Source organism: Ferrimonas sp. (assembly GCF_048263965.1).
GTDB lineage: Bacteria > Pseudomonadota > Gammaproteobacteria > Enterobacterales > Shewanellaceae > Ferrimonas.
In genome coordinates this window covers 1-20,856 of the sequence record NZ_JBLXDO010000033.1, presented here as the reverse complement: position 1 = coordinate 20,856, position 20,856 = coordinate 1, and the positions used below count along the sequence as shown (strand labels likewise).

At 56.1% G+C, this 20,856-nt stretch carries 15 protein-coding genes; 4 read left to right on the top strand and 11 right to left on the bottom strand.

Annotated elements, in window-relative coordinates; translation table 11 throughout:
* Nucleotides 1-940: 940 nt before the first annotated feature.
* The 10 genes from ACN0RV_RS18865 to ACN0RV_RS18820 form a co-directional block, all read right to left on the bottom strand.
* Complete coding sequence (locus tag ACN0RV_RS18865; protein ID WP_417350085.1) at nt 941-3,406, bottom strand: DEAD/DEAH box helicase; 2,466 nt, start codon at nt 3,404-3,406, stop codon at nt 941-943.
* 1 nt (nt 3,407) lies between these two features.
* Entirely contained in the window at nt 3,408-4,166 is a 759-nt protein-coding gene (locus tag ACN0RV_RS18860; RefSeq protein ID WP_417350083.1) for a hypothetical protein, read from the bottom strand.
* Between the two features lie 444 nt (nt 4,167-4,610).
* Complete coding sequence (locus ACN0RV_RS18855; RefSeq protein ID WP_417350081.1) at nt 4,611-6,371, bottom strand: sugar phosphorylase; 1,761 nt, start codon at nt 6,369-6,371, stop codon at nt 4,611-4,613.
* Nucleotide 6,372: 1 nt separating this feature from the next.
* The gene (locus ACN0RV_RS18850; protein WP_417350079.1) at nt 6,373-7,599 is read right to left on the bottom strand and encodes a glycosyl transferase; all 1,227 of its coding nucleotides are present in this window, start codon (nt 7,597-7,599) and stop codon (nt 6,373-6,375) included.
* 121 nt (nt 7,600-7,720) lie between these two features.
* Nucleotides 7,721-8,581 carry an HAD-IIB family hydrolase gene (locus tag ACN0RV_RS18845; protein WP_417350077.1) on the bottom strand — a complete coding sequence of 287 codons (861 nt, stop codon included), beginning with the start codon at nt 8,579-8,581 and terminating at the stop codon, nt 7,721-7,723.
* Nucleotides 8,582-8,972: 391 nt separating this feature from the next.
* On the bottom strand, nt 8,973-9,890 hold the full coding sequence (locus ACN0RV_RS18840; RefSeq protein WP_417350075.1) for a hypothetical protein: 918 nt from the start codon (nt 9,888-9,890) through the stop codon (nt 8,973-8,975).
* Nucleotide 9,891: 1 nt separating this feature from the next.
* Entirely contained in the window at nt 9,892-11,136 is a 1,245-nt protein-coding gene (locus tag ACN0RV_RS18835) for a hypothetical protein (protein WP_417350074.1), read from the bottom strand.
* Nucleotides 11,136-11,765 carry a condensin complex protein MksE gene (locus tag ACN0RV_RS18830; protein WP_286339742.1) on the bottom strand — a complete coding sequence of 210 codons (630 nt, stop codon included), beginning with the start codon at nt 11,763-11,765 and terminating at the stop codon, nt 11,136-11,138. Before ACN0RV_RS18830 ends, ACN0RV_RS18835 begins: the two co-directional genes overlap by 1 nt.
* Nucleotides 11,762-15,475 carry an ATP-binding protein gene (locus ACN0RV_RS18825; protein ID WP_417350072.1) on the bottom strand — a complete coding sequence of 1,238 codons (3,714 nt, stop codon included), beginning with the start codon at nt 15,473-15,475 and terminating at the stop codon, nt 11,762-11,764. Before ACN0RV_RS18825 ends, ACN0RV_RS18830 begins: the two co-directional genes overlap by 4 nt.
* A gap of 256 nt (nt 15,476-15,731) precedes the next feature.
* Nucleotides 15,732-16,643 carry a LysR substrate-binding domain-containing protein gene (locus ACN0RV_RS18820; RefSeq protein WP_417350070.1) on the bottom strand — a complete coding sequence of 304 codons (912 nt, stop codon included), beginning with the start codon at nt 16,641-16,643 and terminating at the stop codon, nt 15,732-15,734.
* Nucleotides 16,644-16,807: 164 nt separating this feature from the next.
* Here ACN0RV_RS18820 and ACN0RV_RS18815 point away from each other — a divergent pair, with 164 nt between their 5' ends.
* The 3 genes from ACN0RV_RS18815 to ACN0RV_RS18805 are packed head-to-tail and all read left to right on the top strand — an operon-like array spanning nt 16,808 to nt 19,068.
* On the top strand, nt 16,808-17,257 hold the full coding sequence (locus tag ACN0RV_RS18815) for a DoxX family protein (RefSeq protein ID WP_417350069.1): 450 nt from the start codon (nt 16,808-16,810) through the stop codon (nt 17,255-17,257).
* Between the two features lie 51 nt (nt 17,258-17,308).
* A complete protein-coding gene (locus ACN0RV_RS18810) occupies nt 17,309-18,256 on the top strand; it encodes a glutathione S-transferase family protein (RefSeq protein ID WP_417350067.1) in 948 nt (315 codons plus the stop codon).
* Between the two features lie 14 nt (nt 18,257-18,270).
* Nucleotides 18,271-19,068, top strand: a complete 798-nt coding sequence (locus ACN0RV_RS18805; RefSeq protein WP_417350065.1) for a DODA-type extradiol aromatic ring-opening family dioxygenase — start codon at nt 18,271-18,273, stop codon at nt 19,066-19,068.
* A 20-nt stretch (nt 19,069-19,088) separates the two neighbouring features.
* Here the strand turns inward: ACN0RV_RS18805 and ACN0RV_RS18800 are convergent, their stop codons facing one another.
* Nucleotides 19,089-19,685, bottom strand: a complete 597-nt coding sequence (locus ACN0RV_RS18800) for a DJ-1/PfpI family protein (protein ID WP_417350063.1) — start codon at nt 19,683-19,685, stop codon at nt 19,089-19,091.
* Between the two features lie 560 nt (nt 19,686-20,245).
* Here ACN0RV_RS18800 and ACN0RV_RS18795 point away from each other — a divergent pair.
* Nucleotides 20,246-20,856, top strand: a 611-nt coding sequence (locus tag ACN0RV_RS18795; protein ID WP_417350061.1) for a 4Fe-4S dicluster domain-containing protein, incomplete at its 3' end; no start/stop codon positions are given.

The following is a 20,856-nucleotide window of genomic DNA, read 5'->3' as shown; positions in this document are numbered from 1 at the left end:
CCCCCGATAGCAGGCCCCCTCTTAGCATGGGTGTCCATGTAAGTAACCACTGATTCAGCTAGGCCAACCGTAGCAAAACGAACACCCCAATAGCATGAGTGTCTATGTAAGCCACCGCTTTAGCATGGGTGTCTTTGTAATTGCCGATCACTAGATTCAGCTAGGCCAACCGAAGCAAAATGAGCATCCGGATAGCATGGGTGTCTATGTAACAATGATCAGGCAATCGAAGCGAGTTGTCATCCCGCTTAGCATGGGTGTCCATGTAAGTATGGATAGCATGGGTGTCTTTGTAAGTACTCATTTAGCATGGGTGTCTATGTAAGTAGCTAGGCCAACCGAAACAAAATGAGCACCCGTTTAGCATGGGTGTCCATGTAAGTAACCACTGATTCAGCTAGGCCAACCGAAGCAAAATGAACGCCCAGATAGCATGGGTGTCTTTGTATCTTTCCAGGCACCTTCACTACCAGAAGTGCCGCAAGCCTCATCTGTTAATCACTAGATTCAGCTAGGCCAACCGAAGCAAAATGAGCACCCGTTTAGCATGGGTGTCTATGTATCTTTTGAGTACCAATTCCATCACTTGGCAGGTCGAGAGCACAGCATACGGCAGTGCCGCCAAGCCGACGGGTTGAAGCGAATACGAGGCTCAACCAACGCTAAGCGATTGCTCGCCTAATCGTAAGCCAACCCCCGCCTTCATGTCGACCATGCAGCGCTCGACGGTTTAAACACGCCCATTGCCCAAGAAGTACAGCCCAACGCCACAATTCCAGGCACCTTCACTACCAGAAGTGCCGCAAGCCTCATCTGTTAATCACTAGATTCAGCTAGGCCAACCGAAGCAAAATGAACGCCCAGATAGCATGGGTGTCTTTGTAAGTAATAAAATGAACGCCAAGATAGCTTGGGTGTCTTTGTATCTTAGTAAATTTGACTAAGCTATATCAATATACTTACTTACTTCAAATTTCATCAAATCATCCTGCTTGTTAATGTATTCAATAAACTCCGAGTTGAACTCAATAGTGCCAAACTTGTTAATTGATAGATTTTCCATTTGTTTATCATGGTCCAGTCTATTTATTAGTGAACCACTCAAGCCTAGTTTCACGAAATCTGAGTTTAACTTATTTTCAGTGCCGTATATGTGCAAATCATATTCTTTCTGACTGATAAGGCCCAAGTCCTTAAGAACATTAACATACTCATTCAACTTATATGAAACAAAGTCGCTCTCGATTTTTATTTTAACCAATGCAATATTGACCAATTGCTTATAACTCTTGGCCCTAAGGTCAATATAAACTTTTTTCCCATAAGTCCCATCTGAATTCTCTTTTGAGAACTCACCATAAGAATCACCTATATAAAAGGCAGCTCCATCAGGGTCAAGCATTCTATCCTGAAAGTGCTTAACCATTTTCGTTATATGCGCTTTCAAGGTTAACCTATGGGAGTCTTCAATGAACATACGATAAAATGCTTTCGCTTTGGGATTTTTAAGTCGCAGAAACTCTTTCTTTATAATTTCATTTTCAAATCCATGAATGAAGAACCAATGAATTTTATCCATTATATCTGAGTTATCCCAACTGGCATTAAACGATATCAATGAAGCTCTATCTTCTAACATCTCGAATATGGAACCGGAATCTTTATACGTCGATGAAAGAGTTGACTCCATGAGTATCCTTTTTACTCGACTATCTTCCTCGCCATCTTCAAAAACTAGAAACTCTTCCCTGTCAATTAAATCATCATAACGCTTTATCCTAGAAGATATGATTCTTTCATTGTCTACATCACCATTCTCTATCGACTTATCTAAATCCCGTTCGTCTTTTGTGAAGTCATAACCCATTAACAACGGGTTTTTAATTACATCTTTGAATACTCCACTTCTAAGAGCCACTATCTTATTTCTCATATTACCCCGCCTCATATTAAACTCATCTGAATTAATAAAATGAACTCTGGGTAATAATTTTTCTAAATCCCCCTCAGGGCCGAAAACCTCATTTAATCGATTTACCCTGCCAATGAGATTTGTTATCGCCTTAGAATCGAGGTTGTATGTATTTAGAACATACAAATTATCGATAGGAAGATTAACTCCCTCAAGAATAACTGCATTAGCTATAACGAATTTAACTTCTTTAGCTATAGAAAACTTGTGCTCTAAATACTCTTTTACTAAATCAGGCAACTTCCCATGCAGGTATATTAATCCTTTCTTAAGATAATCAACACAATAAAACTCTTCATGCACATTCTTCGAAACAACCTCAGCAAGCTCCAATAAAGACTCAGAATCTAAACACTCTAAACGACTTTCAAAAACTTTTGCTAATTGCTCAATCTTTCTGGGCGACCTTAAATATAAGAAGTTCTTGTTCTTAGAGTTTTTTACTATGTACTCAATAAACGTATCTTCTTTTCCAGACAAATAAAACTCATTCAAAAATCGATTATACTTAAAAACACACCCATCATTTGTAAGCTCATGAATGTCTGGTTCTTTGATATTATTAATAACTTTATGAGAAGTGATTATTTGACCATCATTTACCCTAAGATTATCGGCGTCAGAAATCAATGGAGATAAATAATAATTTACGGAGCAAGGATTTCTAAATCTATTCCTGCGAACAAGCCTTGTCAATAGAACACTCCTACCATCCATTTCAAAAAGATTGTGAGCCTCGTCAATAATCAGAAGATCAAAGGATACACTATCATTTTTCAGTAGCCTAAGCGCTCTCTCTTGTGTGAAAACAGCGATGAATTCTTTCGAGCCATCATACATTTCATCATGAAAAATAATCTTTCTGTTTGGAAAGCTTGATTTCACTAACTTGTATGTTTGAATAAGAAGCGACTTTGTTGGAACAATAATCGCGATTTGTTCAGATTCACTTTTTCTTATTAGCTCTAATATTAGTGAACTTTTACCAAATGAAGTGGGCGCGACATAACAGTTTTCTTTGTCTTGAGATTCAACAATCTTAACCCTATTATTTTTTTGCTCTAAAGTTTCAGTGATTCCATTATACTCAAATTTTTCCATTTTATAGCCCAACGAAAAATTCAAGTTATCGTTAGACGGCAATAGGTTATTTTGAAGCAGGTAATTAGTGATCGGATAGAATCCAAAATTTGAACTAATATCCAATAGGGGTTCATATATCTTATTTCTTACAGCACAGCAAAGGACTATATAATAGGCTAATTGAAAGTATGGCGTCTTTCTCTTATCCCCTTCATATTCTTGCACGAGTAATATTACACAACTCAACATAAACTCTAATTCTTCATCGTTGAGTTCCCTCTCCAACGATAGCTTCTCTATAGAGTCCGAAAACAATCGGAAGTTTTTGAGCCAAGTGAGACTAATTGCCATGTTATTTTTCCAAATAATTCATGAAAATATTCATGCTAGACTTTGTCACGCAAATAGCTTTAACTGTTTTACCATCAAAATCCAAAATGAAATTACTATTTGATAGGACATCATCTGATAAACTAGAGTCCCAAGCACCATCCAAATATATTGTAGAGCACGGGATGATATTAAAATCACCAATTTTAGAGAACTGCCCCAAGTCAAACATATCTTGTAGTTCTTTAATTTTTTTTCTTATACTATCTTTTGTACCCACATCTATATGGCTAGCATGATTATATGCATTTTTCCACGGGTTGTTTGTGCTTTTTTTACTCTTGCCCGACACATAACCATCTAAATCAGAATACGCAATCTTAAGCTTAGACTTATGATCTGCTGACTCACTCAATACAGAGCCAGATTTACTTTCCATGATATATGTTTCTGAACTTTTAGAAAAGAATCCATCAAAGCCTTTTTTAATTGAGCCTTCTTCCAAGTTGAAAAAAAGAAACTCCTGCTTGTAACCTTTATTCATTAAGTACAGATGTATAATTAGCTCTGCGATTGCTCCCATCTTAGTATTCAATGACTTTTCTGACAGAAAATTCTTAAGTCTAAGCTTTATTAACCGCAACTCACTTTCACTGTTACCTTCACATATAGAAACCAAATGCCGATTTAATCCTAACTCAAGCTCTCCATCAATACTCTTAATATCAATTACATCAAGTTTAAATCCAGAGGAAAGAACTTTCTCAGTTAATGTAAACATAATTTATTTAGACTTGTAAGAATTCGATATAATGCCTATTTACTAATAGACTCGCAAAAAATATGCAAAATTGCTACCTACCGAACTACGGTTCTCGGAAAGTGAATTTACTAACATAATGATAATCTTGGATAGCCAAAATGTGCAAACACCCACTAACCCACAACTCATTGATTCAAAACCGTAACCATATTCACCCTCTTAAAGCACCGACACAGCTCCGCCCATGCTTCCCGGGTAACCAGCCTCGAACCCACATTGAATCGATTTGTAGATGTCCCAAACTACCTCTCTAAGCGTCAGAAAAGTATGGCCAATCTCTCACAATCGCTAGAGAGATTGGCCATAGATGACTGATCTAACGTGAAAAATCCGAAATGGGGTCGCAATGGACCCAAGGAGGACTGTGATGCTGAGGGTAGAAGAGGCGCCGAAGCGCCGCTGCTAATGCCCCTTATTGGTCAACCACACCACCTGGTAGGGTGCCAGCTCTATCTCACCGTGCAGATCCGGATACTCTTCACCGCTGAGCAGGTCCCACCACACCTGGGTGCCGATGAGGTTGAGGCTGGACAGACGCAGGGGCTGAGGCTGATTGGTGACGTTGGCCAGGGCAAACACACTCTGGTCCCGCAGCTTGCTCTGGCGCCAGACACCGAAGATCTCCTCGCGCAGGTGCAGCACAAACTGAGTGGCGCTGGGGTGGAACGCGGCCTGCTGCTGGCGCATGCGCACCAGCTGAGTCAGGCGGACAAATACCTGATGGTGATGACTGCTTGAGTCCTCCAGCAGAGTCTCCAGTTCATCCACATCCCAACAGTGGCGGTTAATGGCGCGGTTGTTGCCGGTGTTGCGCACCTTGTTGTGGTCGTTCTTGGTGGCCAGCAGGCTGTGGATGTAGATGGCGGGCAGCCCCTCCAGCGCCAACATGATGGCGTGGATGCACAGGAAACGCTCCTGCTGATACTCGTCTGGGCCATCCAAGGTGCCCTTCATGGCATCAAACAGGGCAATATTGATCTCGTAGGGGCGAAGGCCCTGATGACCCAGGCTGCGCCAGGAGATGCGCCCGCCGAAAGACTCCATGGTGGTGGCGATGTCGGCGATCTGTTCCTCATCCAGCAGCCCTTCCACCGGCCTTAAACCAATGCCGTCGTGAGAGGCGATGAAGTTGAGGTAGGTGGTGCCCATCTGTGCCGGTGGCATGCTCATCTGCCACAGCTTGAGGGCGTTGCAATCGCCGGTGAGCATGGTGTGCAGCAACAGCGGCGGCAGGGAGAAGTTGTAGATGGCGTGAGCTTCGTTACCGTTACCGAAGTAGGCCAGGTTTTCCCGGTTGGGGATGTTGGTCTCGGTAATCAGCAAAATCTTGGGGTCGTAGAAACTCACCAGGGTGCGCAGCAGGCGGATGATCTCGTGGGTCTGCGGCAGGTTGAGGCAGTTGGTGCCCATCTCCTTCCACAGGAAGGCCACCGCATCCAGGCGGAAAATGGTCACCCCCTGGCTGAGATAGAGGGCGATGATCTTCACCATCTCCACCAGCACCTGCGGGTTGGCGAAGTTGAGATCCACCTGGTCGTGGCTGAAGGTGCACCACACATGACGCTCGCCATCGGCGGTGGTCACCGGCCGCAGCAGATCGCTGGTACGGGGGCGCACCACCTGATGGTAGTCGCCATTGGGGTCGGCGCTGATGAAGTAGTCCTTGCCCGGTGCCTCTCCCGCCTTGAACTGCTCGAACCAGCGGCTGCGGCTGGAGCAGTGATTGATCACCAGATCCGCCATCAACCGGCTGTCTTCGGAGATGTCCTGGATGTCCTCCCACTCCCCCAGATTGGGGTTAACCCTGGCGTAGTCGATCACGGAGAAGCCGTCGTCGGAGCTGTAGGGGAAGAACGGCAATATGTGTACCCCAGTGGCCAACTTGGCAAGATAGCGCTCCAGGAAACACTTGAGGGTGTGCAGCGGCATTTCCCCCTCGCGCTTGAGGCTGTCACCGTAGGTGATGACCAGCAGGTCGCTTTCGTCCCAGGGCTCGAGCCTGGGCTCCACCATCTCACAGTGGTCCTCAATGCCCAGGGCCTGCATCAGCTCCAGCGCCAGGGCGTCATGGCCGGCAGTCGGATAGATAAGCTGCAGGTGTTCCACTAACTGCTGATGCAGGGCATCCAGGCTGCTGTGAGCCAGCACGTCATCATTGGGCATATCAGGACCTCATCAACTCCCGGTGATCCTCCTCCACCGCTTCGGCCAACTGCTCGAAGATGTCGGGGATGGCGCTGTGCACCCGGTTCCAACTGGGAATAAAGGGTTTTTCCATGGGGTTGTCCAAGAAGTGTAGTCCCGCCTTGAGCACGTTTTCCGCAAACAGCTCCACCGACTCCTCTTCACTGTGTACGTCGAACTTAAGACCGTTGATCATCGCATCGTTACGGTAGGTCTCGATGAAGTCCAGGGCGATTCGGTAGTAGGTGGCCTTGATGGAGCGGAAGGTCTCGGAGGAGAACACCACCCCGTTTGTGGCCAGCTTGCGGAATATCGCCTTGCTGATGTCGATGGACATCTTGGAGAGGCCGCCGCTGTCGTCGTCCTTGGAGAGGTCCTGATGCTTGTGATCGTAGTTGTCGGCGATGTCCACCTGGCACAGGCGGTTGGTGGCATAATTGCGCTTCATCTCCGACAGCACGCCAACTTCCAGTCCCCAGTCACTGGGGATGCGGATGTCGTTAACCACATCGATGCGGAAGGAGAACTCACCGGCCAGGGGGTAGCGGAAGGAGTCAAGAAACTCCAGGTAGTCCAGGTGCCCCAGAATCTTCTTGAGGGAACGCAGCAATGGGGTGACCAGCAATCGGGTCACCCGACCGTTCATCTTGCCGTCGGCCACCCGAGCGTAATAGCCCTTACAGAACTCGTAGTTGAAGGTGGGGTTGGCCACCGGATAGATCAGCCGGGCCAGCATACTGCGGTCATAGGTAACGATGTCGCAGTCGTGCAGGGCGACGGACTCGGTTTTGCCCCGGGCCAGCACATAGCCCAGGCAGTACCAGACATTGCGTCCCTTGCCCATCTCGGTGGGGGCCAATCCCTCGGCCCTGAGCATCTCATCGATGGCCCGCAGGCGGGGACCGTCGTTCCACAGAACCCGGTGGCTCTGGGGCAGGCGGCCAAAGAAATCCAGGGCATGCCGATACTGATCCCGGTCGGCCCTATCCAGACCGATGACAATCTCCTCCAGATAGGGCACCTGGGCCAGCTCCTCAACGATGTTGTCCAGGGCCGGCCCCTGCAGCTCGCTGTAGAGAGAGGGCAGCACCAGGGACATGGGCCGGGATTTGCTGAACCGTATCAGCTCGCTTTCCAGTTCATTGATGTCGCGGTCGGTCAGATTGTGCAGGGTGGTGATGATGCCGTTCTGATAGAAATCGCCCATGGTACTTTTCCTTAGCCTTTACGATTCAATGCTCTGGTCCGTTGGACACGTCGCGGTTCTAACCTTTGGTAGCAAGTGTGATGCCAGCCGCCTGTTGGCAAGCGCCAGCCTGGGCTGAGCATCAGGGAAACCGGTACTGGTCCAGCAACAGGTTGATGGTGTCGTTCCACCCTTGTGGGCCGCAGCGCTCTGTCACCAGCGTCCGGGCCCTTGTGGCATCGCTAAGGTTGGGAGGCGGGTTGACCGGAGAGCGTACCAGCACCGGGTGCTCGGCAAGCTCCAGCATGGCCACATCGTTGTCTCCATCGCCCAGGGCGATCACCAGAGGCAACTCTCCCCCCTCCATGGCCCAGTGCCGGGCGTAGGCCTGCCTCAGGGGCGCCAGACAGCGCCCCTTGTCGCTGTGGCCCACCACATGAAGGAAGCGCCCGCCCATCAACAGCTTGAGCCCGTAGCCCTCCACCGCCCGCTTCAATGTCTTCAGGTCGCTGCTGCTGCCCTGCCAGAGCAGGGGCTCAGAGAACTGACGCTCCAGCGCCTGCTCGGCGCTGTCGCCGTCCAGGCCAGTGTGGTCCATCAGGGTGGCCACATCCCAGTTGGCAAAGCCCTCCAGCTTGAGGCCGGTGTCCCGACGAATTTGAGTCAGGGCGGAGAGGATCTGCGCCCGATTTGCACCAAAAGCTTGCATGCGATAGCCGGGCGCTGCACCAGTGTGGTGCTCCTCGGCCTGCGGGCTTGGGTCCACTTCCGGCGGCCAGAACAGGGCGGCGCCGTTCTCCACCACAAAGGGGGTGTGGTTGTTCAGCTGCGCCCTCAGTGGCGCCAGCTCGGCGGCGGTCTTGCTGGTGTTGAGAATGACGGGGATCCCCAGGCGCTCCAGCCGCTCCAGGGCGGGCACGGCAGCCTGAAAGCTGTAGTTGTGATGATCCAGTAGGGTCCCGTCGAGATCGGTGACCACCAGCAGTTTGGGTGTGTGGGCCATCCATGCGCTCCTTTGCTCAGCAGTGGATGAGTATAGCCAAGCAAAGATTGGCCCAAGATGAATTTAGGAAAAGGTGGGGTTTCTTTGGCGGGGAGTGACGGTCAACGTCAACAGCCAAGCCACTGGATACCGGCGTCCGCCGGCAGAACTGTGCTAAAGGATTCCATAGGGTGTTGAGCCGGCTGCTTGCAAAACTGCAGCGGTGTGTACGCCAAGATCGAAACCAAAGCCACTGGATACCGGCGTTCGCCGTCATGACTGTGCTAAGGGATTCCATAGGGTGTTGAACCGACTCCTTGCGAGTCTGCGGCGGCGGGTAAAGGCGAGTAAGGCCGATAGCTAATACGCTGGATTTCACCCTTCGCCACAATGACAAAAAGGGCGGCTGGACTTAGTTCAGGTCCACCAACTCGAGGGGGACTTGGTGAGCCAACAGGTGTTCCTGGGTGCGGGTCTGTTTGTACCTGTCCATCACCAGCAGTGCCTGCTTCAGCGGTTCCGGCAGAGGTGAGGTAAAGAGTCGGCGGGCCTGCTCCTGCTGCTTGTGCCAGCGCGGCTCGGCCCCTTTGAGCTGCTGCCACTGGGCAGAAAGGAGAGTGTCCCAACACTCTCGGGCAGGAAGCAACATCTGCTCGGCGCCGCTGGAAAGGCCAATCTCCAATCCGGCCGGGTCGAAGTCGCCAAAGTAGACCAGGGGCAATCTGCCCTTAAAGGCCCGGAAACACTGATAGGCGGCGTTGGTTTGCTTGTCGGCGGACGCATCGCCCCGAAAGAGAAACAGCCCTTTTTGCAGTTCGGCGGGCAGGCTCAGGCGAGTCAGTTCGGTCATCAACGCCAGATTCTCCACCAGCACCAGATGGGTGTGGTCTAAGCGGTCGCCCATCTGATGAAGTGAGCGCCAATTGACCTGCTGGCCGGCCTGTTCAAAGGGCGGCAGGGGGGTGGCCGCGCCGTCGATATGCCAATGGGACAGGGGACGGCACAGCACCAGATCCTCGCCTACGGCTCTGGCACTAAGCTTCTCATCGGCCTGGGTGGCCGCCTGGTGGTGGCGGCTTTGGGTGTCGGTGATGAAGTGCGGGTCGCAGGGGTCGCCCAGACCGTCGCGCTTTAACTCATCGCGCAGCTGACTCAGATGATCGCGGCTGATGTAGAGCCGGACTCTGGCGCGACCGTCACCACGGCGCTCACCAAAGTCGTAATCGCGGTGTAACCGACTCGCCAAGGCACCGAAGGCCACCTCCCGCTCCTGCCAGGGACGGGTGAACCAGTCGGCCAGGGTGAGTCGTTCCCTGCGATTGAGGGTCACATCAGGCCACCTTGATGGTCACGTCGCTGTAGGTGAAGTTGTTGTTGGTGCCGGGCACCAACTGCTCCTCCATCTCCAGGGCGATGATGCTCTGCTGCTGGGGCGCCAGCTTGCAGTAGTAGCCGAACACCAGCTCAATCCACAGCTGCGGGTCAATTTCATGGCTGTCCTTGAGCCAGGCGGGCTGCTGGGTCTGCCAGTGCGCCAGGGCGGAGAGGCCGTGGTCGGCCAGCACCGCCTGTTCGAAGAAGTGCTCCACCTCGTCCAGCACCCAGTCGCTGAGGTAGGCGAGGATCTCCAGCTCTTCGCTCTCGACGCTGACACCGTCCCTATCGCCCACCATGGGGGTGCTGGGGGCCTGACGGCGCAGGTGCTGGACAATCTCCACCAGGTCCTGCTCGATGGCGCTGCTCCGCACATCCACCAGGCCGCCGGTGACCATGGCCGGCGCCAGTTTCAACTCCTGGGGCAGCTCGGGAGCGAAGGGCAGATCGTCGCGCACCTCGTATTCCGGGTGCTTTCTCAGGAAGCGGGCCATGCCCCGCAGCTGGTTGGCCTGTTTCACCTGGCGGCGCAGGCGGAACAGGCTCTGACGCATCTTCTCGATGACGTGGGCCAGACGGCCCAGCACATTGCGGAACCAGTGAACGAAGCCGGTGATCTTACGGGCAAACTCGGTGGGGGCACCGTCGAAGATCCACTGATAGCAGGTCTCCGGGTCAATCTGCTGCAGCTCGTTCAGCAGCTTCTGGGCGTAGTCCAGCGCCTTCTGGTTCTCCCGCACCTTGGCGGTGAGGGTGGCCACAAAACCAAACTGACTGGAGATGGCGTAGTGCATGTTGTCCAGGCTGGTGTTGAGGCTGTCCTTGGCGTCGAACAGCAGGTCATCCAGCTGGTCCAGGTAGTGGTCGGCGTCGTCCATCTGACCAGAGATGAGGGAGTCGCGATAGTCGATGATCACATCGTCCATGGCGTCGATCACCTTGCCCATGTCGGTAAGCTGGCGATAGCCGCTCTGCTGGCGCATCAGCTTGTTGAGCAGCCGCTTCACATCGGCGGTGAGGCGGTAGCTGCCGGGCTCGTCGTCGGGGCGCAGCAGCTTGGCCTTCTGCAGGTTCTTCAGCTGGCCCTCGTTGTCGCCGTCGCCACTGACGGCGCCGTAAACATAGGCCTCCGCCAGCAGCTCGTCCGCCTGCCCCATCTGTCGCAGCAGCGCCGCGACCTGATTGCTGTCGTAGAGGCTCATTACAGCAACAGCTCCTCTTGGGGATCCTGCTCCTGCACCTCAGGCAGCTCCAACTTCTCGCTGTCGTTGAGGAACTCAATCAGCAGGTAGATGAGGTCGAAGCGGGCGGTGGCGTACCAGGTGTTGCTGCCCGGGGCGTGACGCACCAAGTAGCCCATCTCCTCCAGCTTGGACAGCACGGTGCCCAGCTGGTCACGGATCTCCACCCGGTTGGTCTTAAACGGAGGCATGGTGGTGAGGCGGCGCAGCTGCTCTGCCAGGGTCTGATCGTGTTCGAACGCCTCCAGCAGGGAGGTGAACTTGAGGCTGTCCTTGGCGTGCAGCGGCGCGTCGTTGCCGGTGGCCCGCAGCAGCATGTCCAGCCACTCCACCATGGGGCGGAAGTAGCTGCGCATGGAGCTGAACAGCTGGGTGATGCCCTTGCGGTTGCTGTCGTCTACCTTGTCGTAGCTGCAGTAGAAGGCGGCGGCGGTCTCGAAGTGGGTCAGGCTGCGGTCCAGCTGGCTCAGGAACTCGTGCACCCGCTCGGCGTTGGCCGGGGCCTGCAGGTATTCAAACTCATCCGGGTAGGCGGTCTGACAGATCACCGCGCCGGCCAGCAGCTTCTCGACGGTCTGTTTGAAGATCATTGGGCGGCCTCCTCGGTAGCGGCTTGGGTGCGTCCGGCCCGGGTGGCCAGCAGTTGTTCCAGCTTGGACAGCGGCACGTGGGCGCTGTAGATCTTGCTGTCCTTGAGCTTGTAGTGGGTCTTGTACAGGGCCAATACCTGACGGTCGGTGGAGGGCGACGCCGACAACATCTGGATGTGGTTGTCGTCGAACATCCCCAGCAGCAGCTCGATGTTCTCCGCCGCCAGTTCACCCAGTTCATCCACCGGCAGGATCACCCGGCTGGGCACCTCGCCGTCGCCCCGCAGCATCCCCAGCAGGCCGGCGAACAGGGAGAGCATCGCCAGATAGGAGAGACCGGTGGAACTGACCTTCTTCAGCTGACGGGCGTTGCGCGCCCGCTTCACCTGGCCCTTCTCAGTGATGACAAACTCCAGGTCGAACAGGTCGTTGTGCTCCAGCTCCAGCCCTTCGGCAGGCAGCACCCGGGCCAGCTCACGCATGGCACGGATCAGCTCTTCGGGGATCTCGGAGGAGCCTTCACGCAACTGGTCGCGGGACTGCTCGAAGCAGTCGGAGAAGCTGCGCAGGGGTTGCCAGTACTCCAGCTGCTCCAGCTTGGTGACGGTGCCGACGCTGATGTCCGCCAGCGCCTCGAACTTGGCCAGGGCGGTGACCCGCTCGGACAGCTGACGGCCCACAGATTTGATGCGGCGGTCGAAGTTCTCCAGATGGCGGTAGAACTCGTTGATCATGTTGGCGTTAACAATCACCAACTGACCGGTGGACTTGGCCAACTGGGCGGCACTCTGCAGCAGATCGCCGATGGGGGTACGGTACTTAAGTACGGTCTCGCAGCCCTCGAATCTGTCGTTGTCCGCCACCAGTTGGGTCCAGGTGTCGAACAGGCTGCTCTTGCCGTGCTTGGTGCGCAGCACGTTGGAGAAGTGACTGATCTCCTTGGTGAGCTTGCGCTCCAGATGACTGAAGCCTTCGTGGTTCTGCTCGATGAAGCCGGGCAGCATCTCCGCCTGGTAGGTCTGCAGCTGGTCGTTGCGCACCGGCTCCAGCCCCAGGGGTTCGCAGACGGCGTTGACCCGCACCAGCCGGGCCAGCAGATCGTCGCTGCGCTCCTGCTGCTCCTTGTTGCGCTTGAGCACCGCCTTGTGTTCATTCAGTTGCTGGTCATGCTGATTACGGGCATGCTCCAGCCTGGCCTTGGACTCGGACAGACGCTGCTGCAGCTCCAGCAGTTCGGCGGCCAAAGGCTCGCGCTGGTTGTACTGGCTGGCGAGGAAGTGCTGGTACTCGCGAGCCTTCTGCTCGAACTCGGCGCAGCGGTCCAGGGCGGCCAGCAGCTCTTTGCGCTCCGCCATCCGCTTGTCCACCTCACCATCCGGGTCGATCTTGTCCAGGGCCTGTTTCTGCTGCTTCTTGTAGTCGCGGCGACGCTCGCGCACGCTCTCCTGCAGCGACTCCAGCTGCTCGGTGAGGGTCTCGAGCTGGCTGTCGCGGTCGGTCTCCAGGATCAGGCGGCGCTCCAGGGCGGCGTTGTGCAGCTCATGCAGCTCCTCTTCCCCCTGCTCCTCCAGGTGCTCCAGCTTGTGGTCCAGCTGCTCCAGCTGTTTGGAGAGCTGCTTGTGCTCCTCATCCAGTCGGGTGGTAAGCTGTTTCACCGCCTCCTGGGCGTGCTGCTGCTGACGCTCCTGCTGCTGCTTGAGCTGGTCAATTTCGGCGGCGGCGCGGCGCTCCTGCTGCTGCAGCTGACCCAGTTGGGCCTGATGCTGCTCCAGCTGGCGACCCAGCTGCTTCAGCAGTTCGTTGATCTGCTCAATCTGGCCCTGCTGTTCGCGGCACTGCTGCTCCAGGGTCTCCAGACGCTGTTGCTGCTCCGCTTCGCTGCGGGCCAGGGGGTTGTTGTGTTGCAGTGGCGCCAGATCCAGGCCGACGCCGTAGAGGTTGTCACTGCCCTCCCCTTTCCACTGGGGCGCCAGGTCGGTGCGGGCCAGCAGCTCGGGCGCAAGCAGGCAGCCGATGTTCTGTTTCCAGCCGCTGGCTTCACCACGCTCCTCCAGGAAGGCCTGCAGTGAGCCTTCGGCCGGGTGCAGCTGCTGCTCCAGGGCCTGATACTGAGCCTTGAGCTCATCCAGACGGCGCTGTTCATTGGTGAGGCGGTGCAGATGCTGATCCCGCTGGCGTTCCAGCTGGGCGCCGTGCTGACGCTCGTCGGAGATGAGACGCAGCAGCTCGTTGTGGCGACCCTGGGCCTCCCCCAGAGACTGGGCGGTGGCCTGCAGCCCCTGGCTGAGCTCGGCGGGCAACTGGGGGTTGGCGCGGTTTTCGGTGTTGATGCGCAGGTTGTGGCGCAGCTGCAGCTGCTGGTCCTTGATCTCCAGGCTCTGCTGGTTGAGGCGCTGCTCCATCTGGCGGCGGTTGGCCTGGTACTGCTGCTCCACCTCCGCCAGTTTGTCGGCGGCCTGCTGACGAATGGTGGCCATCTGCTGCTGCTTGTCACCCTCTCCGCGGGCCAGCTCCAGATCCAGTTTGCCCAGCAGCTCTTCGAACTTACGGGCCACCTTGGCGGTGTCCCCTTCGAAGCTCTCGATGATGCCGTTGACCTCTTTCAGGCGCTGACTGAAGGTGGCCTTCTCGTCGGCGCGCAGCTGATAGGAGGCGGCGTCATCGTCGTCGTATCTCTGTTTGTCGTCGTCCAGGCGCTCAATGGTCACCTGACGGGCGTGCACCAGATCGCTGTCGGCGGTAATGCTCTGCTTAAGCTCACCCTCCAGGGCGTCAAACGCCTTCTCCAGCTCCTTGATGTCGGCGCGGTGGCTGGCCTTCTCCGAGGAGAGCGCCGCCAGCTTGTCTTCCAGCTCGGTGCGCTGCTCGTCGCACAGGGCCAGCAGGTGGCGCAGCTGACCGAGGAACTCCTCCAGCTCGTTGAACTGCCCCTGCCAGCGCTGAATCTTCTCGGCCACGCCGTGCACTTCGCGGCTGGCCTGGATGTCGCTGAGCCAACGGCCAATCTCATCCTTGTTCAGCTGCATCTGCTCCCGGGTCTCGCCGACCCGGCTGCGGGCCAGATAGTCGGCGGCGATGGCCACCAGCATCTTCTTCACCGCCTCGAAGTCCAGGTTCTTCTCGATGGTGCCGTTGACCACCTTGTCGATGTGGGGCATGGGCACCAAGCCGAAGCTGAACCGGCTCTGCAACTGACGCACTTCGCTGGAGGCGCGGCCGCCGCGCAGGTTCTGAATCACCTGGCGGTACTTGTCCACCCCCAGGTAGTTGGAGCAGAAGGTGCCGTGGGCACGCTTGTAGTTGCGCTCCACCTCACCCACCTTGAACGGCTTATGGTCACTGCCGATGAAGTATTCCTGGCGGTAGGGGGCGTCGATCAGCTTGTAGTGGACGCTGCGACCGTCGGAGGAGGCGATCATGCAGCACAGCTGGGGCTCGGCCAGGCCGGGACGCTGGTACTCGTACACCAGCTTGCTGGACTCCCGTGGCAGATAGTAGTTGGCGAAGTTCTTCGCCTGATCCACCTTGGAGACGATGTCGCCGGGACGCATGCCGTAGAACAGGGGCAACAGCCTCATCAGTGAGGTTTTGCCGGCGCCGTTGGTTCCCTCGAGCTGGGTGTGGCCGTCGAAATCGATCTCATTGACCTTTCCCTTCCAGAAACTGTCGATGATGATGATGCGACGCAGTCGAAACGCCTCTTGACTCATAGGGATACCTTATCTCCGGGAGCGTGAAATTATTCGAAAAGGAAACGGCTTAGAGTACCTCAGCCATGGGCCAGCGACAATACACAACCCCCGCCAGTACTGGGTTTGAAGGCGCAACTGACTCTGTTTTGATCAGTTTGCGCCGAAGTCGGGCTTCTGGCGGCTTTGCAATGCTCTGAGCCGAGGCCAAAAGCGGTGCCAATCCACAGTGGGCCACCACAGGCCCGTCGATCTGGCCCAAGGCCGAATGGCGCTGTCAGCCGCCGGTTTCCGCCAGGCCCTGATCCCAAACGGGCGGCGACCCATAGTAGCCGTCCATGAAGTCGATGAAGCTGCGCACCTTGCTGGCCAGCAGCTGACGATGAGCGTACACCGCATAGAGCCCCATGGGAGCGGGCGTATGCTCCGGCATCAGGGTGACCAACTTGCCCTGGGCGATGGCCGATCCGGCGATAAAGGTGGGTTGCAGGGCGATGCCCGCCCCCTGCACTGCCGCTTCCACCAACACGTCGCCGTTGTTGCAGCTGATGCCATGCTGCTGCACCAGCGCCCCGCCCCCCTTGCCAAACAGCAGGCTGTCGTCGCTGTAGCTGTACTTGAGAAACTGATGGTCCGCCAGCTGCTCGGGGCTGACCGGCGTGCCGTGTGCCTGCAGGTAGTCGGGAGAGGCCACCCAGGCCAGGTTGATGGGGGCCATCTTCCTGGCGATCAGCGAGGAGTCCTGCAGCTGGCCGATGCGCAGGGCGATGTCGAACCCCTCCTCGACAATGTCCACCCGGCGGTCATTGAGGTGCAGGTCGATCTGCACCTGGGGGTAGGTCTTGCGAAAATCGCCCAGCAACCCGGCCATATGGCGACTGGCAAAGGAGACCGGGGCACTGATGCGCAGCTGGCCCCTGGGACTGTGCTGCAGATCGCCGAGCTGACTCTCCATCTCCTCAATCTCCGCCAGCACCTGCTGAGCCCGCTGGTAATAGACCCGCCCCGCTTCCGTCAGGCTGACCCGGCGTGTGGTGCGGTTGAGCAGCCGACTTCCCAGCCGCTGCTCCAGCTGCGACACGTATTTGCTCACCAGTTGCGGAGAGTGCCCCAGCCGCTCCGCCGCCCGGGTAAAGGCCCCCTCATTCACCACCGACACGAAGGTGCGCATCGCTTCCAGTCTGTCCATATTGCCCCTCTTGCTTGATCCGGCGTCAATCAATTATCACCACCACGTTGATAATAATGCAACAGCAACGGCGTATATCACCGCAAAGGAGAGAGTTAAAGTGTTCCCAACAGTCGAGGCAAACAGTCAGCCCCGTCACCCAGACCCAAACTGAGGAACAGATTATGAACAGCAACTTTGTGAAATCCCTTTTCGACTCCACCGCCGGCAACGCCGCCCTGATCCTGCGTGTCCCCACCGGCCTCATCCTGGCCGCCCACGGCGCCCAAAAGCTGTTTGGCTGGTTTGGCGGCTATGGCCTGGAAGGCACCGGCCAGTGGATGGCCAGCATCGGCCTGGCTCCTGGCTACCTGATGGCGCTGATGGCCGGCAGTGCCGAGTTCTTCGGCGGCCTGGCCCTGGCGCTGGGACTGCTGACCCGCCCCGCCGCCCTGGTGTCCGCCTTCACCATGCTGGTGGCGATGTTCAGCGTCCACATCGGCAACGGCCTGTTTATGAGCAACAACGGCTACGAGTATGCCCTGACACTGGCGGTGGTCAGCCTGGCACTGACCCTTCAGGGAGGCGGTCGATTCGCCCTGGACAACCTGATTGCCCAGAAACTCAATCGCTGAAACCGATGACGGTGGCGGGCCCGGCCCGCCTCACCCCTTAAGGAGAGCACCATGTTGATTGACGGACGTTGGACAGAGGATTGGCAGCCGGTACAGAGCAAGGACGATGAGGGGCGTTTCATCCGCCAGACCTCCTCCTTCCGCCACTGGATAACCCCGGATGGCGCCCCCGGCCCCACAGGCAGCGGCGGCTTCAAGGCCGAAGCCGGCCGCTATCACCTGTATGTGGCCTACATCTGCCCCTGGGCTTCCCGGGTGCTGATGACCCTGAAGCTAAAAGGACTGGATAAGCTGATCAGCGTCAGCGTGGTCGACCCAAGGCTGAGCAACCAGGGCTGGCAGTTCGGCGGCTACCCAGGAGCCACCGAGGATGGCCTCCATGGCGCCCGCTACCTGCACCAGCTCTACACCCGGGCCGATAGCCAATTCACCGGCCGGGCCACGGTGCCGGTGTTGTGGGACAAGCGCAGCGACACCCTGGTGAACAACGAGTCGGCAGACATCATCCGCATGCTGGGCAGTGCCTTCGACCACCTGACCGGCAACACCTTGAATCTCTATCCCCAGAACCTGGCCGGGGAGATAGACAGCCTGAGCAGCCAGCTCTACACCGAGCTCAACAACGGCGTCTACCAGGCGGGATTTGCCTCCAGCCAACAGGCCTATGAGGAGGCGTACCACAAGGTGTTTGCCATGCTCGACCAACTGGAGACACGGCTGGAGGGTGGCCGCCCCTATCTGTTAGGCGACCGGCTCACCGAGTCGGACCTGCGTCTGTTTGTCACCCTGGTGCGCTTCGATGCCGCCTATTACGGCCTGTTCAAGTGCAACCGCAACACCCTGAGTGCCATGCCCAGACTGCGAGACTACATGCTGAGAATCCTGGCACTGGAGGGGGTGGCCGACACCGTCAACCTGGATCACATCAAGGCGGGTTACTACTCGGTCAAAGCCCTGAACCCCAACGGCATCGTGCCCCTGGGTCCACACTCACTGTAACCATGGAGCATCTCATGACCCGGCACCGCAGCAGTTTCTACCTCTCCCACGGCGGCGGCCCCATGCCGCTGCTGGGAGACCCCGGCCACCAGCAGATGGTGGACAGGCTGAAGGCGGTGGCGCAGACCATGGCCACGCCGTCAGCCATAGTTGTGGTCAGTGCCCACTGGGAGGCGGACAGGCCCACCATCACCGCCGCTGACTCACCAAGCCTTATCTATGATTACTATGGCTTCGAGGAGCGGGCCTACCAGATTCAGTATCCGGCCCCCGGGGCACCCGAACTGGCCCGGGAGATCCACCAAAAGCTGCACCAGGCCGGGCTGTCACCCGAACTGGATGAGCAGCGTGGCTTCGACCATGGCATGTTTGTGCCTCTCAGCATCCTGTTTCCCGAGGCGGCCCTCCCGGTGGTGCAGCTGTCACTCAACCGCAACCTGGACGTTGCACAGCACATCGAGATGGGCCGCGCCCTGAAAGGGCTGGGGGATGGCAAGGTGCTGGTGATCGGCTCCGGCTTCTCTTTCCACAACATGCGCGCCTTCTTCGCCCCGGATCAGGGGCAGGCTAACCAGGCCAATGCCGCCTTCGAGCGCTGGCTGATTGAGACCTGCACCAGCCCGAGGCTCAGTGAACCCCAGCGGCGAGCGCGGCTGATCCGCTGGGAGCAAGCCCCCGGGGCCCGTTTCTGCCACCCCAGGGAGGAGCACCTGCTGCCGCTGATGCTGTGTTACGGCGTCAATGAGTCTGCGGCTATGGAACACCATGAGCTGGAGATCCTCGGCAAGCGCGCCAGTTTCTACCTGTGGTAGCGCCACACTCCTGAGACCTGTTAGAGAGGCTCGGGCACCGGGAAGCCCATCCCCTGGCAGACTCGCTCCAGATTGGCTCTGGAGGTCAGCACCTCCACCAGACGCAGGGCAACGGCCACCGCACTGGCCGGATTTTGCGAGGTGATCAGACGGTTGTCCTCCACCAGGGACTGATCGCACAACTGCGCCCCCATCTGCTTAAGCTGAGCCCGGCGCTTGTCACTGAACTGGTAGGTGGTGGCCCGGCGCCCCTCAAGCACTCCGGCCCTGGCCATGGGCAGGGCACCGACACAGACCGAGGCCACCCAGCGGCCGCTGTGGTGGAAGCGTCGAATCAACTGCAGCAGCCGCTCATCATAGGCATCCTCGTAAAATCCCGAACGGCTCATGCCGCCGGGAATCGCCAGGGCATCGAAGCTGTCCGGGTCTACCTCATCCAGCAGATACTGAGGTTCTATGGTGAAGTTCCAGGCACAGCGCACCTTAGGTCTCAGCCCCACGGTCACCAGCTCAACCGGCTCCAGTCCATAGGTGGTGGTCCAGCCAAAGACATCGGTGAAGGCCGCCGCCTCCAGCTCCTCCAGCCCCTGACAGAGGAACAGCATCACTCTTTTCATCTTTTTTTCTCAGATTCAGTTCATTGCGTCAGTCTACTCATGGGCAAAAAGGAAAAACGGGAGTGAATGCACAAAAGAGGGGGGGGGAAGAAAAAAGGTCTCCACCCTTCACACTGCTTCTGACACTTATTGAGCACAAATATAAAAACACCAAAGTTAAATTAGGGCTTAAATAGTATTCCCGCAAATCAAAAATTGCTTTTCCCACATCACCACAATCTCTATCCCGCCACAACAAGCAGATGAATAAAAACATAAAATTCAATAATATATGTACGGATCGGGTATTTGCCGGGTTCTAGAAAATGCATTTCCCGCCCGGGTAAATTCAGCCTGAAATTCACAATTATAAAAATTCAAAATCTTGGCGTGATGAGGCTCACACCATATTTAATTTCGCCAGACATATACTGAATTCAACGAATGAATTAGACCCGTTCATTCTACGTCCCTTAGAGAATTCTCTAAGAAACCAAACTATTTGTGCCTCTATATTAAATCGGCGCAACTGATCTCACATGCGAGTATTTCTCCTTAAGAAATACCATCAGGAGCGAACCATGTTAGATAGAAGATCGATACTGAAACTGATGGCGGGGGGAGCCCTGAGCGTCGGCTCCCTCTCCTTTATCTCCGCCGCCGACGCGGTGGCCGCCATCCGCGCCAAGGGTGGCAAGCATCTGGCCATGGTCGTCGACCTGCGCCGCTGCAATGGCTGTAAGGCCTGTGTGGTCTCCTGCGGTAACGAAAACGGCAGCCTGCCCAAGGAGAACCGAACCTCGGTCTACCAGGCCAGTTCAGAGGTTCTGGGTAAGCCTTACGCCTTCAACCTGCCGCTGCTGTGCAACAACTGCGACAAGCCCAGCTGCGTCGAGATCTGCCCCACCGGCGCCACCTTCAAGCGAAAAGAAGACGGCATCGTAGTGGTGGATTCCACCGAATGCATCGGCTGCGAGATGTGTATCGAAGCCTGCCCCTACGAGGGGGTTCGCTTCGTCAACTCCAACACAGGCACGGTGGACAAGTGCAACTTCTGTGTGCAGCGCACCTCCCGTGGCCTGCTGCCCGCCTGTGTCACCACCTGTACCGGTGGTGCCCGCATCTTCGGTGACATCAACGACAAGAGCAGCGAGATCGCCAAGGTGCTGGAGCAGGAGAAGCCTCTGGTCCT

Bases quoted from the DNA above. Each gene is read 5' to 3' on its own strand.
- ACN0RV_RS18820 (WP_417350070.1), bottom strand. From the start codon at position 16,643: ATGGACAGACTGGAAGCGATGCGCACCTTCGTGTCGGTGGTGAATGAG.
- ACN0RV_RS18815 (WP_417350069.1), top strand. From the start codon at position 16,808: ATGAACAGCAACTTTGTGAAATCCCTTTTCGACTCCACCGCCGGCAAC.
- ACN0RV_RS18805 (WP_417350065.1), top strand. From the start codon at position 18,271: ATGACCCGGCACCGCAGCAGTTTCTACCTCTCCCACGGCGGCGGCCCC.
- ACN0RV_RS18810 (WP_417350067.1), top strand. From the start codon at position 17,309: ATGTTGATTGACGGACGTTGGACAGAGGATTGGCAGCCGGTACAGAGC.
- ACN0RV_RS18825 (WP_417350072.1), bottom strand. From the start codon at position 15,475: ATGAGTCAAGAGGCGTTTCGACTGCGTCGCATCATCATCATCGACAGT.
- ACN0RV_RS18855 (WP_417350081.1), bottom strand. From the start codon at position 6,371: ATGCCCAATGATGACGTGCTGGCTCACAGCAGCCTGGATGCCCTGCAT.
- ACN0RV_RS18865 (WP_417350085.1), bottom strand. From the start codon at position 3,406: ATGGCAATTAGTCTCACTTGGCTCAAAAACTTCCGATTGTTTTCGGAC.
- ACN0RV_RS18850 (WP_417350079.1), bottom strand. From the start codon at position 7,599: ATGGGCGATTTCTATCAGAACGGCATCATCACCACCCTGCACAATCTG.
- ACN0RV_RS18835 (WP_417350074.1), bottom strand. From the start codon at position 11,136: ATGAGCCTCTACGACAGCAATCAGGTCGCGGCGCTGCTGCGACAGATG.
- ACN0RV_RS18845 (WP_417350077.1), bottom strand. From the start codon at position 8,581: ATGGCCCACACACCCAAACTGCTGGTGGTCACCGATCTCGACGGGACC.
- ACN0RV_RS18830 (WP_286339742.1), bottom strand. From the start codon at position 11,765: ATGATCTTCAAACAGACCGTCGAGAAGCTGCTGGCCGGCGCGGTGATC.
- ACN0RV_RS18800 (WP_417350063.1), bottom strand. From the start codon at position 19,685: ATGAAAAGAGTGATGCTGTTCCTCTGTCAGGGGCTGGAGGAGCTGGAG.
- ACN0RV_RS18860 (WP_417350083.1), bottom strand. From the start codon at position 4,166: ATGTTTACATTAACTGAGAAAGTTCTTTCCTCTGGATTTAAACTTGAT.